Genomic DNA, 16,635 nt, shown 5'->3' with positions numbered 1-16,635 from the left:
TAGCGAGCGGCCTTGGCCCCGCGCGACGCTGTGATATGAGGCAGTCATGACGATCACACTGACGAATGATCAGCGCGCCTGGCTCGAGGCGCATGTGAGCCGCGGAGATTACGGCTCGATCGAGGAGGCCGTCCGGCAGCTGCTCGACGAGCGCATCGCCGAGTCCGAATTGATCGAGAACGACGATCTGGCCTGGGCGAAGCCGCTCGTCGACGAGGCCCTTGCCGAGGTCGCCGCAGGCCAGACCATTTCTCTGGACGAGCACGCGCGCCGGATCGACGCATTGCTCGGCGCCGAAACTCGAGCCAAGACGCGCTGAATGGCGCGCCTGCTGTTTTCCCGAAAGGCGCATGCCGATCTGGAACGAATCCTATCCCAGCTCGCCCGTGTCGCAGGGCTCGCGACGGCGCGGAAGTATCAAGGTCTCTTCGAGCGGCTCTATCGCCGCATCGCGGATCATCCCGAGAGCGGCAGTCCGCGCGTGGCGCTCGGAGAAGGCGTTCGGATCGCAATCGTTTCGCCCTTCGTTCTGATCTATCGATATCGCGAGGGCGAGGAGTCTGCGATCGTTCTCAGGATCATCCACGGTCGGCGCAAGATCGCGGGCGCCGATCTTCCTCGCGAATGACCAGTCTTCTTCCTGGAAGGACGATTAAGTGACCACGCTTCCTCTCGCTCTCACCCAGGGCGACCCTTCCGGCATCGGCCCGGAGCTGACGCTGAAGGCCTATGCCGCGCGCAAGGCGCGGGCTCTGCCGCCCTTCTTCGCGCTCGCCGATCCGGCGCAGCTCGCGCGGACGGCGGCGGCGCTCGGGCTCGAGATTGCGCTGCGCGAGGTCGCGCCGGAGGGGGTGGCGGCGGTTTTCGATACGGCTCTGCCGGTCGTCCCGCTCGGTCTTTCAGTTCAGGGCGCTCCCGGCGCTCCCGAGCCCGCCGACGCCGCGGCGACGATCTTCTCCATCGAGCGCGCGGTCGAGCTGGTCGCGGAGGGAAAAGCGCGTGCTCTCGTCACCAATCCGATCGCCAAAAATGTGCTCTACGCCGCCGGTTTCGCGCATCCGGGCCATACGGAGTTTCTCGCGGCGCTGGCGGAGCGGCGCTTCGGCCGCCCCTTCCGCCCGGTGATGATGCTCTATTCGGAAGAGCTCGCCGTCGTTCCGGCGACGATCCATGTCGCGCTCGCCGAGGTTCCGCGCCTTCTCACCCGCGAGCTGCTGGTGGAGACGGGCGTGATCGTCGCCGCCGATCTTTCTGCCCGTTTCGGCCTCGCTTCGCCACGCGTCGCTTTCGCCGGCCTCAATCCGCATGCCGGCGAGAGCGGCGCCATGGGCCGCGAGGAGATCGACGTGATCGCCCCCGCCATCGTCGAGCTGCGCGCGCGCGGGATAGACGCCTCTGGTCCGCATCCGGCCGATACGATGTTCCACGCCGCCGCCCGCGCGCGCTATGACGTCGCCATCTGCCCGACGCATGATCAGGCGCTGATCCCCATAAAGACGCTGGCCTTCGATCGCGGCGTCAATGTCACTCTGGGCTTGCCCTTTGTGCGCACATCGCCGGACCATGGCACGGCTTTCGACATCGCGGGCAAGGGAATCGCCGAGGCGACGAGCCTCATAGAGGCGATCCGCCTCGCCGACCGCATGACGGCGCGATGATCGACGATCTGCCGCCATTGCGCGAGGTGGTCGCGCGCCATGGACTCATGGCCAGCAAGGCGCTCGGCCAGAATTTTCTTTTCGACCTCAACCTCACCGCCCGCATCGCCCGCGCCGCCGGGCCGCTCGAAGGCGCCACGGTCATCGAGATCGGGCCAGGGCCGGGCGGCCTCACCCGTGCGCTGCTCGCCGAGGGGGCGGGGCGCGTCATCGCCGTGGAGCGCGATTCGCGCTGCATTCCGGCGCTGCGCGAGATCGAGGCGCGCTATCCGGGTCGGCTCGTCATCGTCGAGGGCGATGCGCTGGCGCTCGATCCGGCGGAGCTGGCGCGGCTACATGGGCTCGGCGGGCCGGCGCGAATTTGCGCCAATCTTCCCTATAATATCGCCACCGAGCTGCTGGCGCGCTGGATCGAGGCCGAGCCTTGGCCCTCGGTCTTCGACCGCTATGTGCTGATGTTCCAGCGCGAGGTCGCCGAGCGCATCGTCGCGACGCCGGCGCAGCGCGCCGATTATGGCCGTCTCGCCGTGCTCTGCGGATGGCGGACGCGCTCGCGCATTTTGTTCGACCTCTCGCCCTCGGCCTTTACGCCGCCGCCCAAGGTGACGTCGTCCGTGGTGGAGCTCATTCCCAACGCCTCGCCGCTGCCTTGCGACCCGAAGCTTTTATCGCAGGTGACGCGCGCCGCCTTCGGCCAGAGGCGCAAAATGCTGCGCCAGAGCCTGAAATCCCTGCCGAAGCCGGGCCTGGATGTCCCCGCTCTGTTGGCCCGCGCGGGCATAGAGGAGACGCGCCGCGCCGAGGAGATCGACATCGGCGGATTCGTCGCATTGGCGCAAGCTCTGGCTGTCCTATCTTGACTCTGCGGCGCCTATCTTCGAGGAGCGGCAGTAATGGCGAAATTCTATTTTGCGGCGGTGGAGACCGAGGAAGGCCTGCGCGCCGAGCTCAAGATCGCAACCCCTTATTCGCTGGCGGCGGATGTCTTCGATCCGAGCGAGAGCTTTGCCGATTACGAGGCGAAGCTGGACGGCGCTCTGCGCGAGCTGGAGCGCACGCGCGACGAGGCGCGCGCCTGGTTCGCCAAGCATAATGGCGGGGCGGCGGCCGGGGGAGCGGCGCGCTGAGCAAAAGCCCTGACGTCGGCCCGAGCCTCGAGGCTTAATCCCGCTCTCGAATTTCCGCTTGGCGGCGTCGTCGGACTCGATTATAAGCACCTCATACGTGGCGCGCGGCCTGTGGCCCCGCGCCGCGACTGTTTTGTGGCGCGTCTCGACGAGTTTCGGGGCTGCGATCCTCGGCTCGGTGAAACATCTCGGCTCGGTGAAGAATGGCCAATCCGTTTCAGTTCCTGCAAGAAGTGCGCTCGGAAGCGAGCAAGGTCGTGTGGCCGACCCGCCGCGAGACCTTGATCACCTCCGGCCTCGTGGTCCTCATGGTGCTGGCCGCGAGCATTTTCTTCGTCGTCGTGGATCAGGGGCTGCGACTCGCCGTGGGCATGTTGCTGCGGCTCGGCCAGTAAGGGCGAGGAATTCGCCGGCGCGCCGATCGTCGAGAGCGAAAATTTTGGAGATTGTCGCGCCGTGAGCATGCGCTGGTATATCGTCCACGCCTATTCGAACTTCGAGAAGAAGGTCGCCGACTCCATTCGCGAGGGCGCCGCGCAGCGCAATCTCACCGATCAGTTCGAGGAGATTCTCGTGCCGACCGAGCAGGTGGTCGAGGTGCGCCGCGGCCGTAAGGTCAGCTCGGAGCGCAAATTCTTCCCCGGCTATGTGCTGGTGAAATGCGATCTCTCCGATCAGGTCTTCTCGCTCATCAAAAACACGCCGAAAGTGACCGGCTTCCTCGGCGCCGACAATAAGCCGATGCCGATCAGCGAGGCGGAGGCGATGCGCATCAAGGGGCAGGTGGCCGAGGGCGTAGAGCGTCCCAAGCCGACCATCTCCTTCGAGATCGGCGAGACGGTCCGCGTCGCCGACGGCCCCTTCGCCTCCTTCAACGGCGTGGTGGAAGAGGTCGACGACGCCCGCTCGCGGCTCAAGGTGGCGGTGTCCATCTTCGGCCGGCCGACGCCGGTGGAGCTGGAATTCGCGCAGGTGGAGAAGGTTTGAGGTTTCTGTGAATTCCCTCTCCCGCCTACGGGAGAAGGAAAAGCCGTGGCGGGCGCGCCCCTGTCGCCAGGGGGATCACGCGTCGGACCACGAACTGCAACCGGCGGCCCGGGACGCGGAAGCGTCGCGGGACCGCCTTTCGTTGGAGATGAGACATGGCGAAGAAAATCGCCGGCTACATCAAGCTGCAAGTGCCGGCGGGCGCGGCCAATCCGTCGCCGCCGATCGGTCCCGCGCTCGGTCAGCGCGGCCTCAACATCATGGAATTCTGCAAGGCGTTCAACGCCAAGACGGGCCAGATGGAGAAGGGGACGCCCATCCCCGTCATCATCACCGCCTTTCAGGACCGCTCCTTCACTTTCGAGCTGAAGCAGCCCCCGGTCTCCTACTTCCTCAAAAAGGCCGCCGGCATTCAGTCCGGCTCCAAGACGACGGGCCGCGGCTTCGTCGGCAAGGTCACGCGCGCGCAGATCCGCGAGATCGCCGAGAAGAAGATGCAGGACCTCAACACGACGTCGGTCGATTCGGCCGCGTCGATGATCGAGGGCTCCGCCCGTTCCATCGGCCTCGAAGTGGTGGGGTGAGATCATGGCCCATATCGGAAAACGCATCGCCAAGGCGCGTCAGGCCGTCGAGCGCACCAAGCTCTACCCGGTCGAGGAAGCGATCAAGCTGGTTCGTGCCAACGCCACCGCCAAATTCGACGAATCGATCGAGATCGCCATGAATCTCGGCGTCGACCCCAAGCACGCCGACCAAATGGTGCGCGGCGTCGTCAATCTGCCGAACGGCACCGGCCGCACGCTGCGCGTCGCCGTCTTCGCCCGCGGCGCCAAGGCCGACGAGGCCAAGGCCGCCGGCGCGGACATCGTCGGCGCCGAGGATCTCGTCACCATCGTCCAGGGCGGCACGATCGAGTTCGATCGCTGCATCGCCACGCCGGAGCTGATGCCGCTCGTCGGCCGTCTCGGCAAGGTGCTCGGTCCGCGCGGCCTGATGCCGAACCCCAAGGTCGGCACGGTGACGATGGATGTCGCCGGCGCGGTGAAGGCCTCCAAGGGCGGCGCGGTCGAGTTCCGCGTCGAGAAGGCCGGCATCGTGCAGGGCACGGTGGGCAAGACCTCCTTCGAGGAGGGCGCGCTCGCCGAGAACATCCGCGCCTTCGTGGATGCGGTGGCCAAGGCCAAGCCGACCGGCTCCAAGGGCACCTATATCCAGCGCGTGGCGCTGAGCTCCACCCAGGGGCCCGGCGTCAAGGTGGATGTGGCGACGCTCGGCGCGACCCAGGGCTGATGCGAGGCGGCGGCCGCTGGGCCGCCGCTCTCCGACTGTTCGCGCAAGATCATCGACGCGAGGAATCAATCGTCTTCTCGTGTCGAACCTTTCGGGGTCGCGCCCCCCTCATAGATCGTGAAATGCGGCCGCCTCGGCAGATCCCGCATCGGCGTCCCGGGCGTAATCGGCAACATCAGAGCCGTTTCCTCTCCAAGCACGCGCAGCGATACGATGTGCAGCGCCTCGACCGGAGTCCGCCCGAGCCATAGTGGCCGCTCTCCGGGCGCCAGAGAGCCCAGCACGCGGGCGTGCGTTTTCCCGAAAAACCGGACCGGCAGGAGCAGGAGCTCGAAATCCGCGATTTCGATCCCTCCCACCAGATAGCCCCGCGCCCCGGCGACGACCGGCGTCGCATCGTCCGTGACGATGCGAAGGATCGTCCTCACATCCTCGCGTCCCGCCTCGCTCCAAATTCCGAGGAATGATCGGCTCGGCCGCTCTGGGGGCCAAAAGGCGGCGACGCGCGCTCCGCAGAGCTTGGCCGGAACGAAATAGCTCAGCTCCGTTTCAATGACGAATGCGTCGGAAAGAGTCTGAAACGTGTTCGCCAGATCCATTTCGTGGCAATCGGGGGCCGCGCGCTCCCCTTTGAAGCCCCGCCAATAATCGTACAATATTCGATTGGCTGGATGTCTCATGCCCGCATTCGCACTCCAGCGACGCTCCCGGCCCGTTCAAGTCGCCGCCGAGGCTGTGTTTTCGGATCGCGGCGCATGGCTGTCCGCGACGAACCGTCCGCACGACGGTCAATTTTCTGAGAATCTAGAGATAGCGAATAGAGACGTTCGACACGCCGATTCCCGGATGAACATCCCGGTCGACGAGCTTCGACAATTCGAATGATCGGACGCTTGCTTTCATCAAATCATCAGCCCGGACGTTTTAAGGTAAACAGACCGTGTTTTTTCCGTTATGATCTCGCTCCAGAGCGACCGTCTGAATTTCGGGATAAAAAATGTTCGATGAAGCTGGCGCCGAACGGCGTGAGATCGACCGAAGGGGGCTCGATGGGCGTGGCGCCCGTCTCGAACTCCTGTCTCAGGGATTTTGCCGGGCTCTGGGTCATTCGATCATCGCTCTCGTCATCGCTTTCGGTTTCGTGAAAATCGCCTATGTCGAAGCTCGAGCTATCATCTGGGCGAGCCGCGGCTTTTTCAGGGCTGGAGCCGAGGCGTGGCGAAGGTCTGGAGCATGGACGGGGGCCAAATTTTTGCTTGGCAAACGCATTAGCCCCCTTTAATAAGGCCTTTCCGGGGTCGGCCAGCGTTCGCGACCCCCTTTTCAGATATCAGCTTCCGTCGAACCCGATCCCTCGATGTGGGAAAGGGCGAGACGGTGGATAGGCCGGCGGACCCGGGGAGTTTCCTCGCGTCCCGTCCGGCCATGTCCTGTCCGAGACTGCCGGCGCCCGACCGAGGATCACACCGAGGGACGGCTCAATCAGCTCGCGGACCGGCGGATCCCTCCGCCCCCGACGAGCGGCCTGCATAGACGGGGAAGACCGGAATTGTAGGGCCGGCGCGGCGCTTTTCAAAGCTCGCGCGCGGTCTTTCGAATTTGGTTGGCGCCCCTCTGATCCGAGGCGAGGCCGTTTCGGCCGACGCCGAGGGGACAGGATCTACGGCGCCGTCGTTCCGCCGCTGCTGCGGCGATGCGACGGCTCATCGCAGCGGCGGGGTTCGCCCCGCTCGAGGAGAGAGCAACCGTGGACAGAGCGGAGAAAAAGCAAGCCGTCGCGGCGCTGAACGAGGTCTTTGCGAAGACCCCGGTCGTCGTCGTGGCGCATTACTCCGGCCTGACCGTCGCCCAGATGCAGAAACTGCGCAAGCAGGCTCGTGAATCTGGCGCTTCCGTTCAGGTCGCCAAGAACCGCCTCGCCAAAATCGCTCTCGACGGCACGAGCGTCGCCTCTATCGGCTCCCTTCTGAAGGGGCCGACCCTGATCGCCTATTCGGACGATCCGGTGGCGGCGCCCAAGGTGGCCGCAGCCTTCGCCAAGGATCACGACAAATTCGTCATCCTCGGCGGCGCGCTCGGCGCCCAAGCCCTCGACCCCGACGGTGTGAAGTCGCTCGCGACTCTGCCGTCGCTCGACGAACTGCGCGCGAAGCTCGTGGGCCTCATCCAGGCGCCCGCGACCAAGCTGGCGCAGCTCACGACCGCTCCGGCCGGAAAGCTGGCGCGCGTGGTCCAGGCCTATGCCGACAAAGACGCGAACGCGGCCTGATAGGCGGCTCGTATCCAACCAACCGAACCGAATTCGAAGGACTGAAACATCATGGCTAATCTCGAAAAGATCGTCGAAGACCTGTCGAGCCTGACCGTGCTCGAGGCCGCCGAGCTGGCGAAGCTCCTCGAGGAGAAGTGGGGCGTCTCCGCCGCCGCCGCCGTCGCGGTGGCCGCCGCTCCCGGCGCCGGCGCCGCCGCCGCCGCTCCGGTCGAGGAAAAGACCGAGTTCAACGTGATTCTGGCCGCCGCCGGCGACAAGAAGATCGAGGTCATCAAGGAGGTCCGCGCGATCACCGGCCTCGGCCTCAAGGAGGCCAAGGACCTGGTCGAGGGCGCGCCCAAGCCGGTCAAGGAAGGCGCTTCCAAGGAAGAGGCCGAGAAGATCAAGGCCGCTCTCGAGAAGGTCGGCGCCAAGGTCGAGCTCAAGTAAGACGAGAATCGCCCCTCTCCCGCTTCACGGCGGGAGAGGGTTTTCCGCACTGATGACCAGGAGCGAATGGCGAATAGCGAATAGCGAATAGACAGGCCCTCTATTCGCTATTCGCAACTCGCTATTCGCTTTCAATAAGAGGATCGAGAGGCGACATGGCTCAGACTTCGGCGCAAACTTTCTCCGGTCGCAAGCGTGTCCGCAAATTCTTCGGCCATATCCGCGAAGCCGCGGAAATGCCCAATCTGATCGAAGTTCAAAAGGCCTCCTACGATCAGTTCCTTCTCGTCGACGAGCCCGCCGGAGGGCGCCCCGACGAGGGTCTGCAGTCGGTTTTCAAATCCGTTTTCCCGATTTCCGATTTCTCTCAGGTCGCTTTGCTCGAATTCGTACGCTACGAATTCGAGCCGCCGAAATACGACGTCGACGAGTGCCGCCAGCGCGGAATGACCTTCGCCGCGCCGCTCAAGGTGACGCTGCGCCTCATCGTGTTCGATGTCGATCCCGACACACAGGCGAAGTCGGTCAAGGACATCAAGGAGCAGGACGTCTATATGGGCGACATGCCCTTCATGACGGCGAACGGCACCTTCATCGTCAATGGCACGGAGCGCGTCATCGTCTCGCAGATGCACCGCTCGCCGGGCGTCTTCTTCGATCACGACAAGGGCAAGAGCCACTCTTCCGGCAAGCTGCTGTTCGCGGCCCGCATCATTCCCTATCGCGGCTCCTGGCTCGACATAGAGTTCGACGCCAAGGACATCGTCTATGCGCGCATCGACCGTCGCCGCAAAATTCCGGTGACGTCGCTGCTGTTCGCGCTCGGCATGGACGGCGAGGAGATTCTCTCCACCTTCTACAAGACCATCACCTTCGAGGCCGCCGGCGACAGCTGGCGCCAGCCCTTCGATCCCGAGCGGCTGAAGGGCGTGAAGGCCGTCAACGACATCGTCGACGCCGATACGGGAGAAGTGATCGTCGAGGCGGGCAAGAAGCTGACCGCGCGCGCCGCGCGCCAGCTCGCCGAAAAGGGCGTGAAGGCGATCAAAATCCAGCCCGAGGACCTCTATGGGCAATTCCTCGCGCAGGATCTCTACGATCCGTCGACGGGCGAGATTTTCGCCGAGGCCGGCGACGAGATCACGGTGAAGTCGTTGCCGCTGCTGGTCGAGAAGGGCTTCGACGAGCTGCCGGTGCTCGACATCGATCACATCAACATCGGTCCCTATATTCGCAACACGCTGGCGGTCGACAAGAACTCGTCGCGCGAGGAAGCGCTGTTCGACATCTACCGCGTCATGCGTCCGGGCGAGCCGCCGACGATGGATACGGCGGAGGCGATGTTCTATTCGCTGTTCTTCGATCCCGAGCGCTATGACCTCTCGGCTGTCGGTCGCGTGAAAATGAACATGCGTCTCGACCTCGACGCGCCGGACACGATGCGCGTGCTGCGCAAGGACGACATCGTCGCCGTGGTGCGCGCGCTCGTCGATCTGCGCGACGGACGCGGCGAGATCGACGATATCGACCATCTCGGCAATCGCCGCGTCCGCAGCGTCGGCGAGCTGATGGAGAATCAGTATCGTCTCGGCCTCCTGCGCATGGAGCGCGCGATCAAGGAGCGCATGTCCTCGGTCGACATCGACACGGTGATGCCGCAGGACCTCATCAACGCCAAGCCGGCGGCGGCGGCGGTGCGCGAGTTCTTCGGCTCGTCGCAGCTCTCGCAATTCATGGACCAGACCAATCCGCTGTCGGAGATCACCCATAAGCGTCGTCTCTCGGCGCTCGGACCGGGCGGTCTGACGCGCGAGCGCGCCGGCTTCGAGGTGCGCGACGTGCATCCGACGCATTACGGCCGTATCTGTCCGATCGAGACGCCGGAAGGCCCGAACATCGGCCTCATCAACTCGCTCGCCACCTTCGCGCGCGTGAACAAATACGGCTTCATCGAAGGCCCGTATCGCCGCGTGCGCGACGGCAAGGTGACGGATGAGGTCGCCTATCTCTCCGCCATGGAGGAGCAGAAATATCACGTCGCCCAGGCCAACGCCCCGGTCGATGCGGAAGGCAATCTCACCGAGGATCTGGTGCTCTGCCGCCACGCCGGCGATGTCGTGCTCGTCCCGCGCGAGCGCGTCGACGCCATGGACGTGTCGCCCAAGCAGCTCGTCTCGGTCGCCGCGGCGCTCATTCCTTTCTTGGAGAATGACGACGCCAACCGCGCGCTGATGGGCTCCAACATGCAGCGCCAGGCCGTGCCGCTGGTGAAGGCGGATGCGCCGCTGGTCGGCACCGGCATGGAGCCGATCGTCGCCGCCGACTCGGGCGCCGCCATCGCCGCGCGCCGCGCCGGCGTCGTCGATCAGATCGATGCGACGCGCGTCGTCATTCGCGCGACGGAAGAGCAGGACCCGACCAAGCCGGGCGTCGACATTTATCGTCTGATGAAGTTCCAGCGCTCGAACCAGTCGACCTGCATCAATCAGAAGCCGCTGGTGAAGGTCGGTGACTATGTGAAGAAGGGCGACATCATCGCCGACGGTCCTTCGACCGACCTCGGCGATCTGGCGCTCGGCCGCAATGTGCTCGTCGCCTTCATGCCGTGGAACGGCTACAATTTCGAGGACTCGATTCTTCTCAACGAGCGCATCGTCAAGGACGACGTCTTCACCTCGATTCACATCGACGAATTCGAGGTGATGGCGCGGGACACCAAGCTCGGCCCGGAGGAGATCACCCGCGACATTCCCAACGTCTCGGAAGAGACGCTGAAGAATCTCGACGAGGCTGGCATCGTCTATATCGGCGCGGAAGTGCAGGCGGGCGATATTCTCGTCGGCAAGATCACGCCCAAGGGCGAGAGCCCGATGACGCCGGAGGAGAAGCTGCTGCGCGCCATCTTCGGCGAAAAGGCCTCGGACGTTCGCGACACGTCTCTGCGCGTGCCGCCGGGCGTGCAGGGCACGATCGTCGAAGTGCGCGTGTTCAACCGCCACGGCGTCGAGAAGGACGAGCGCGCCCAGGCGATCGAGCGCGAGGAGATCGAGCGTCTCGCCAAGGACCGCGACGACGAGCTCGCCATTCTCGACCGCAATACCTACGCGCGTCTTTTCGAGATGCTGGTCGGCAAAATGGCGGTCGCCGGTCCGAAGACGCTCAAGAAGGACCAGCCGCTGACCTTGGCGCTCCTCGACGAATTTCCCCGCTCGCAATGGTGGACGATCGTCGTCGACGACGACAATTTGATGAGCGGCATCGAGGCCGTGCGCAAGCAATACGACGAGTCGAAGAAGGGTCTCGAGAACCGCTTCCTCGACAAGGTCGAGAAGCTGCAGCGCGGCGACGAGCTGCCGCCCGGCGTGATGAAGATGGTCAAGGTCTTCGTCGCGGTGAAGCGCAAGATCCAGCCCGGCGACAAAATGGCCGGCCGCCACGGCAACAAGGGCGTGGTCTCGCGCATCGTGCCGCAGGAGGACATGCCCTTCCTCGAGGACGGCCAGCCTGTCGACATCGTGCTGAACCCGCTCGGCGTGCCGAGCCGCATGAATGTCGGGCAGATTCTCGAGACGCATCTCGGCTGGGCCTGCGCCGGCCTCGGCAAGCAGGTTGGCGCCGCCGTCGACGCCTATATGCGCAGCAAGGACCGCAAGCCGCTCGAGGACAAGCTCGTCGACATCTATGGTCCCAACGAGTCGCTGCAGAGCCTCGACGAGCCGACCCTGGTGGAAGTCGCCAAGAATCTGCGCCGCGGCGTGCCGATCGCGACGCCGGTGTTCGACGGCGCGCGCGAGAAGGACATTGTCGAAATGCTGACGCGGGCAGGGCTCTCCTCCTCCGGTCAGGTCACGCTGTTCGACGGCCGCACGGGCGAGCCCTTCGATCGCAAGGTGACGGTCGGCTACATCTATATGCTGAAGCTGCATCATCTCGTCGACGACAAGATCCATGCGCGCTCGATCGGCCCCTATTCGCTGGTCACGCAGCAGCCGCTGGGCGGCAAGGCCCAATTCGGCGGACAGCGTTTCGGCGAGATGGAGGTGTGGGCGCTCGAGGCCTATGGCGCGGCCTATACGCTGCAGGAGATGCTGACGGTGAAATCCGACGACGTCGCCGGCCGCACCAAGGTCTATGAGTCGATCGTGCGCGGCGACGATACTTTCGAGTCGGGCATTCCCGAGAGCTTCAACGTGCTCATCAAGGAAATGCGCTCGCTGGCGCTCAACGTCGAGCTCACCTCCGCCGAGCCCGAGGAGGGCGAGGAGACGCCGCCCGCCGAGACCACGGCCGAGGCGGCCGAATAGAGCCGCCGCTCTTCCTTCTCCCGCTCTGCGGGAGAAGGTGGCCCCGCGGAGCGGGGTCGGATGAGGGCCGCCGCGGATCGCGCGAGCCCTTGGAGCCCTCACCCGACCCGACTGACGTCGGGCCACCCTCTCCCACAAGTGGGAGAGGGGATGCGCATATGAGATTTATGGACGTAGCGGAGAGACATCGCGAGGCGAGCGCGCTTCATCCGTTCTGCGTCTCTAGGAGAAGACCATGAATCAGCAAGAGGTCATGAATCTCTTCAATCCGGTCGTTCAGCCGCAGGCGTTCGATCAGATTCAGATTTCGATCGCGAGCCCGGAGAAAATCCTCTCCTGGTCGTTCGGCGAGATCAAAAAGCCGGAGACGATCAACTACCGCACCTTCAAGCCGGAGCGCGACGGCCTGTTCTGCGCCCGCATCTTCGGCCCGATCAAGGATTACGAGTGCTTGTGCGGCAAGTACAAGCGCATGAAATACAAGGGCGTCATCTGCGAGAAATGCGGCGTCGAGGTCACGCTCGCGCGCGTTCGCCGCGACCGCATGGGCCATATTTCGCTGGCCGCCCCGGTCGCGCATATCTGGTTCTTGAAGTCGCTGCCCTCGCGCATCGGCCTTCTGCTCGACATGACGCTGAAGGATTTGGAGCGCATCCTCTACTTCGAGAGCTATATCGTCATCGATGCGGGCCTGACGCCCCTGAAGGAGCGTCAACTCCTGACCGAGGACGAATATCTGCGCGCCCAGGACGAATATGGGCAGGATCACTTCACGGCGATGATCGGCGCCGAGGCTATCCGCAAGATTCTCGAGTCGATGGACCTCGAGGGCATCGCCGCGCGCCTGCGCACGGAGATCGCCGAGGCGACGACCGAGCTCAAGCCCAAGAAGCTCGCCAAGCGCTTGAAGATCATCGAGGCCTTCATCCAGTCCGGCAATAAGCCGGAGTGGATGATCCTGAAAGAGATTCCCGTCATTCCGCCGGACCTGCGTCCGCTGGTTCCGCTCGACGGCGGCCGCTTCGCGACCTCCGATCTCAATGATCTCTATCGCCGCGTCATCAACCGCAACAATCGTCTGAAGCGGTTGATCGAGCTGCGCGCGCCGGACATCATCATCCGCAACGAGAAGCGCATGTTGCAGGAGGCCGTCGACGCTCTGTTCGACAATGGCCGTCGCGGCCGCGTGATCACAGGCGCCAATAAGAGGCCTTTGAAGTCGCTCGCCGACATGCTGAAAGGCAAGCAGGGCCGCTTCCGCCAGAATCTGCTCGGCAAGCGCGTCGATTACTCCGGCCGCTCGGTCATCGTCGTGGGCCCGGAGCTCAAGCTCCATCAGTGCGGCCTGCCCAAGAAGATGGCGCTCGAGCTGTTCAAGCCGTTCATCTATTCGCGTCTCGACGCCAAGGGCCATTCGGCCACGGTGAAACAGGCCAAGAAGCTGGTCGAGAAAGAGAAGCCGGAGGTTTGGGATATCCTCGACGAGGTGATCCGCGAGCATCCGGTGCTGCTCAACCGCGCCCCGACGCTGCACCGCCTCGGCATTCAGGCCTTCGAGCCGGTGCTGATCGAGGGCAAGGCGATCCAGCTGCATCCGCTCGTCTGCGCCGCTTTCAACGCCGACTTCGACGGCGACCAGATGGCCGTGCATGTCCCGCTGTCGCTGGAAGCGCAGCTCGAGGCGCGCGTGCTGATGATGTCGACGAACAACATTCTGCATCCGGCCAATGGTCAGCCGATCATCGTGCCGTCGCAAGACATTGTTCTCGGCCTCTATTATCTGTCTCTGGAGCGCGACGGCGAACCGGGCCAGGGCATGATGTTCGCCGACCAGGGCGAGATCGAACATGCGCTCGCCGCCAAGTCGATCACGCTGCAGACCAAGATCAAAGGCCGAGCCTGGACCTATGACGAGAAGGGCCAGCGCGTGTCGAAAATCTTCGACACCACGCCCGGCCGCCTGATCCTCGGCCAGCTCTTGCCGCGCAATCCCAAGATTCCCTTCGACGCAGCCAACAGACTGATGACGAAGAAGGAAATCTCCAACATGATCGACACCGTCTACCGCAATTGCGGTCAGAAGGAGACGGTCATCTTCTGCGATCGCATCATGGCGCTCGGCTTCCGCGAGGCGTTCAAGGCGGGCATCTCCTTCGGCAAGGACGACATGGTCGTGCCGGAGACGAAGGAGCGCATCATCGAAGAGACGCGCAGCGCCACCAAGGAATATGAGCAGCAGTACAACGACGGCCTCATCACCCAGGGCGAGAAGTACAATAAGGTCGTCGACGCCTGGATGAAGTGCTCGGAGAAGCTCGCCGAGGAGATGATGATCCGCATCTCCACCGTCCGCAAGGACGAGCATGGCCGCGATCTGCCGATCAACTCGATCTACATGATGTCGCACTCGGGCGCGCGCGGCTCGCCCGCCCAGATGAAGCAGCTCGCGGCGATGCGCGGCCTCATGACCAAGCCCTCGGGCGAGATCATCGAGACGCCGATCATCTCGAACTTCAAAGAAGGCCTCACCGTTCTCGAATACTTCAACTCCACCCACGGCTCGCGCAAGGGCCTGTCGGACACGGCGTTGAAGACCGCGAACTCGGGCTATCTCACGCGTCGTCTCGTCGACGTGGCGCAGGATTCGATCATCACCACGGTCGATTGCGGCACTGAGAAGGGCATTCGCATGAGGGCGATCATCGACGCCGGACAGGTCGTCGCCTCGCTCGCCTCGCGCATTCTCGGCCGCACGGCGGCGGAGGATCTGCGCGATCAGCAGGGCAAGATCATCGTCCCCAATGGCGAGATGATTCAGGAATGGCATATCGAGCCGATCAACGCCGCCGGCATTCAGGAGGTGAAGATCCGCTCGGTGCTGACCTGCGAGTCGAAGAACGGCGTCTGCGCCAAATGCTACGGGCGCGATCTCGCCCGCGGCACGCCCGTCAATATGGGCGAGGCGGTCGGCGTCATCGCGGCGCAGTCGATCGGCGAGCCGGGCACGCAGCTCACCATGCGCACCTTCCACATCGGCGGCGCGGCGCAGCTGGCGGACCAGTCCTTCATCGAGTCCAACTTCGAAGGCACAGTGCATATCCGCAACCGCCATGTGGCGCGCAACTCGGATGGCGATCTCATCGTCATGGCGCGTAACGTCGCGGCGGTGATCGTCGGGCCGGACGGCGTCGAGCGCGCCGTCAACCGCATCCAATATGGCGCGCGGCTGAAGGTGGACGAAGGCGACAAGATCAAGCGCGGCGACCGCATCGCGGAATGGGACCCCTATACGCGTCCCATCGTCAGCGAGGTGGACGGCGCCATCGGCTTCGAGGATCTCGTCGAAGGCCAGTCGGTGTCGGAGACGGCCGACGAATCGACGGGCATCACCAAGCGCGTCGTCATGGATTGGCGTCTCAACACGCGCTCGGCGAGCCTCAAGCCGGCGATCGTCATCAAGGGCGCGGACGGCAAGGTCATCAAGCTGCAGCGCGGCGGCGACGCTCGCTACACGCTGCCGGTCGACTCGATCATCGCGGTCGAGCCGGGCGGGCAGATCAAGGCCGGCGACATTGTCGCGCGTATCTCGCTCGAAAGCGCCAAGACGCGCGACATCACCGGCGGTCTGCCGCGCGTCGCCGAGCTGTTCGAGGCGCGCCGTCCGAAGGATCACGCGATCATCGCGGAAATCTCCGGCACGGTGCAATTCGGCCGCGACTATAAGAACAAGCAGCGCCTCTCCATCGTCCCGCATGAGGAAGGCGCCGATCCGGTCGAATATCTGATCCCCAAGGGCAAGCACATCCATCTTCAGGACGGCGACGTCGTGGAGAAGGGCGACTATATCGTCGACGGCAATCCGGCGCCGCACGACATTCTGGCGATCAAGGGCGTGGAGGAGCTGGCGGCTTACCTCGTCAACGAGATCCAGGAGGTCTACCGGCTGCAGGGCGTCAACATCAACGACAAGCACATCGAAGTGATCGTGCGTCAGATGTTGCAGAAGGTCGATATCGTCGACGCCGGCGACACCGGCTTCCTCGATGGCGAGCAGGTCGATCTCACCGAGCTCGAGGAAGCCAACGCCAAGGCGCTCGAGGAGGGCGGCAAGCCGGCCCATGGCACGCCGGTTCTGCTCGGCATCACCAAGGCCTCGCTGCAGACGCGCTCCTTCTTCTCGGCGGCCTCCTTCCAGGAGACCACGCGCGTGCTCACCGAGGCGGCGGTCAATGGCAAGGTCGATCCGCTGGTCGGCCTCAAGGAGAATGTCATCGTCGGCCGGCTGATCCCGGCGGGCACCGGCGCCGCCATGGCGAAATTCCGTGGCATCGCCACCGGCCGCGACGATCTCATCATCACGCAGCGCGCTGCGGAAGCCGAGACGCGCCCGACGCCGCCGCGCCTGCCGCCCGCCGCGGCGGAGTGAGGCGATAGAGATTCTCCCTTTCCTCCACAGCGGGGAGAGGGAGCCGCGCATAATGAAAAAGGCCGCCAGCGTCTGGCGGCCTTTTTTCGTGCTGTATCTGGGATGTTGTTCGATCTGCGAAAACCGCGGGCGCCCGCAT

The 16,635-nt window shown here is 64.3% G+C and carries 14 protein-coding genes; 13 read left to right on the top strand and 1 reads right to left on the bottom strand.

The window, feature by feature from the left end:
• Positions 1-46 precede the first annotated feature (46 nt).
• The 9 genes from C5689_RS03985 to rplA all read left to right on the top strand — a co-directional run bounded on the left by C5689_RS03985 (position 47) and on the right by rplA (position 5,065).
• Positions 47-319: a ribbon-helix-helix domain-containing protein gene (locus tag C5689_RS03985; protein ID WP_108915975.1), complete on the top strand. Its 273-nt coding sequence runs from the start codon at positions 47-49 to the stop codon at positions 317-319.
• The gene (locus C5689_RS03980; protein WP_108915974.1) at positions 320-628 is read left to right on the top strand and encodes a type II toxin-antitoxin system RelE/ParE family toxin; all 309 of its coding nucleotides are present in this window, start codon (positions 320-322) and stop codon (positions 626-628) included.
• Between the two features lie 28 nt (positions 629-656).
• A complete protein-coding gene (pdxA, locus tag C5689_RS03975; protein WP_108915973.1) occupies positions 657-1,658 on the top strand; it encodes a 4-hydroxythreonine-4-phosphate dehydrogenase PdxA in 1,002 nt (333 codons plus the stop codon).
• Complete coding sequence (gene rsmA, locus C5689_RS03970) at positions 1,655-2,518, top strand: 16S rRNA (adenine(1518)-N(6)/adenine(1519)-N(6))-dimethyltransferase RsmA (RefSeq protein ID WP_108915972.1); 864 nt, start codon at positions 1,655-1,657, stop codon at positions 2,516-2,518. The genes pdxA and rsmA overlap by 4 nt, the downstream gene beginning before the upstream one ends.
• A gap of 33 nt (positions 2,519-2,551) precedes the next feature.
• Positions 2,552-2,785: a hypothetical protein gene (locus C5689_RS03965; protein ID WP_108915971.1), complete on the top strand. Its 234-nt coding sequence runs from the start codon at positions 2,552-2,554 to the stop codon at positions 2,783-2,785.
• Positions 2,786-2,988: 203 nt separating this feature from the next.
• Entirely contained in the window at positions 2,989-3,180 is a 192-nt protein-coding gene (secE, locus tag C5689_RS03960) for a preprotein translocase subunit SecE (RefSeq protein WP_108915970.1), read from the top strand.
• Positions 3,181-3,241: 61 nt separating this feature from the next.
• Positions 3,242-3,772, top strand: coding sequence for a transcription termination/antitermination protein NusG (nusG, locus tag C5689_RS03955; RefSeq protein WP_108915969.1), 531 nt, complete (start codon positions 3,242-3,244; stop codon positions 3,770-3,772).
• Between the two features lie 155 nt (positions 3,773-3,927).
• The gene (gene rplK, locus C5689_RS03950) at positions 3,928-4,356 is read left to right on the top strand and encodes a 50S ribosomal protein L11 (protein WP_108915968.1); all 429 of its coding nucleotides are present in this window, start codon (positions 3,928-3,930) and stop codon (positions 4,354-4,356) included.
• 4 nt (positions 4,357-4,360) lie between these two features.
• The gene (gene rplA, locus C5689_RS03945) at positions 4,361-5,065 is read left to right on the top strand and encodes a 50S ribosomal protein L1 (protein WP_108915967.1); all 705 of its coding nucleotides are present in this window, start codon (positions 4,361-4,363) and stop codon (positions 5,063-5,065) included.
• Positions 5,066-5,130: 65 nt separating this feature from the next.
• Here the strand turns inward: rplA and C5689_RS03940 are convergent, their stop codons facing one another.
• The gene (locus tag C5689_RS03940) at positions 5,131-5,745 is read right to left on the bottom strand and encodes a PAS domain-containing protein (RefSeq protein WP_108915966.1); all 615 of its coding nucleotides are present in this window, start codon (positions 5,743-5,745) and stop codon (positions 5,131-5,133) included.
• A gap of 1,067 nt (positions 5,746-6,812) precedes the next feature.
• On the opposite strand from C5689_RS03940, the gene rplJ reads away from it, so the two are divergent.
• The 4 genes from rplJ to rpoC all read left to right on the top strand — a co-directional run bounded on the left by rplJ (position 6,813) and on the right by rpoC (position 16,496).
• Entirely contained in the window at positions 6,813-7,334 is a 522-nt protein-coding gene (rplJ, locus tag C5689_RS03925; protein WP_108915963.1) for a 50S ribosomal protein L10, read from the top strand.
• A gap of 51 nt (positions 7,335-7,385) precedes the next feature.
• A complete protein-coding gene (rplL, locus tag C5689_RS03920; protein WP_108915962.1) occupies positions 7,386-7,766 on the top strand; it encodes a 50S ribosomal protein L7/L12 in 381 nt (126 codons plus the stop codon).
• Positions 7,767-7,921: 155 nt separating this feature from the next.
• Positions 7,922-12,070 carry a DNA-directed RNA polymerase subunit beta gene (gene rpoB, locus C5689_RS03915; RefSeq protein ID WP_108915961.1) on the top strand — a complete coding sequence of 1,383 codons (4,149 nt, stop codon included), beginning with the start codon at positions 7,922-7,924 and terminating at the stop codon, positions 12,068-12,070.
• 235 nt (positions 12,071-12,305) lie between these two features.
• Complete coding sequence (gene rpoC / locus C5689_RS03910; RefSeq protein WP_108915960.1) at positions 12,306-16,496, top strand: DNA-directed RNA polymerase subunit beta'; 4,191 nt, start codon at positions 12,306-12,308, stop codon at positions 16,494-16,496.
• Positions 16,497-16,635 lie beyond the last annotated feature (139 nt).

It is taken from the genome of Methylosinus sporium (genome assembly GCF_003113265.1).
Taxonomy (GTDB): Bacteria; Pseudomonadota; Alphaproteobacteria; order Rhizobiales; family Beijerinckiaceae; genus Methylosinus; species Methylosinus sporium.
Note: the sequence above shows the minus strand (reverse complement) of the source record. Positions and strands in the feature narration are given on the sequence as shown.

What these genes read in the sequence shown, in the direction of transcription:
- rplL (WP_108915962.1), top strand. Translation starts at nt 7,386, where the DNA reads ATGGCTAATCTCGAAAAGATCGTCGAAGACCTGTCGAGCCTGACCGTG.
- rplA (WP_108915967.1), top strand. Translation starts at nt 4,361, where the DNA reads ATGGCCCATATCGGAAAACGCATCGCCAAGGCGCGTCAGGCCGTCGAG.
- C5689_RS03985 (WP_108915975.1), top strand. Translation starts at nt 47, where the DNA reads ATGACGATCACACTGACGAATGATCAGCGCGCCTGGCTCGAGGCGCAT.
- rsmA (WP_108915972.1), top strand. Translation starts at nt 1,655, where the DNA reads ATGATCGACGATCTGCCGCCATTGCGCGAGGTGGTCGCGCGCCATGGA.
- C5689_RS03965 (WP_108915971.1), top strand. Translation starts at nt 2,552, where the DNA reads ATGGCGAAATTCTATTTTGCGGCGGTGGAGACCGAGGAAGGCCTGCGC.
- rpoB (WP_108915961.1), top strand. Translation starts at nt 7,922, where the DNA reads ATGGCTCAGACTTCGGCGCAAACTTTCTCCGGTCGCAAGCGTGTCCGC.
- rpoC (WP_108915960.1), top strand. Translation starts at nt 12,306, where the DNA reads ATGAATCAGCAAGAGGTCATGAATCTCTTCAATCCGGTCGTTCAGCCG.
- C5689_RS03980 (WP_108915974.1), top strand. Translation starts at nt 320, where the DNA reads ATGGCGCGCCTGCTGTTTTCCCGAAAGGCGCATGCCGATCTGGAACGA.
- rplK (WP_108915968.1), top strand. Translation starts at nt 3,928, where the DNA reads ATGGCGAAGAAAATCGCCGGCTACATCAAGCTGCAAGTGCCGGCGGGC.
- C5689_RS03940 (WP_108915966.1), bottom strand. Translation starts at nt 5,745, where the DNA reads ATGAGACATCCAGCCAATCGAATATTGTACGATTATTGGCGGGGCTTC.
- secE (WP_108915970.1), top strand. Translation starts at nt 2,989, where the DNA reads ATGGCCAATCCGTTTCAGTTCCTGCAAGAAGTGCGCTCGGAAGCGAGC.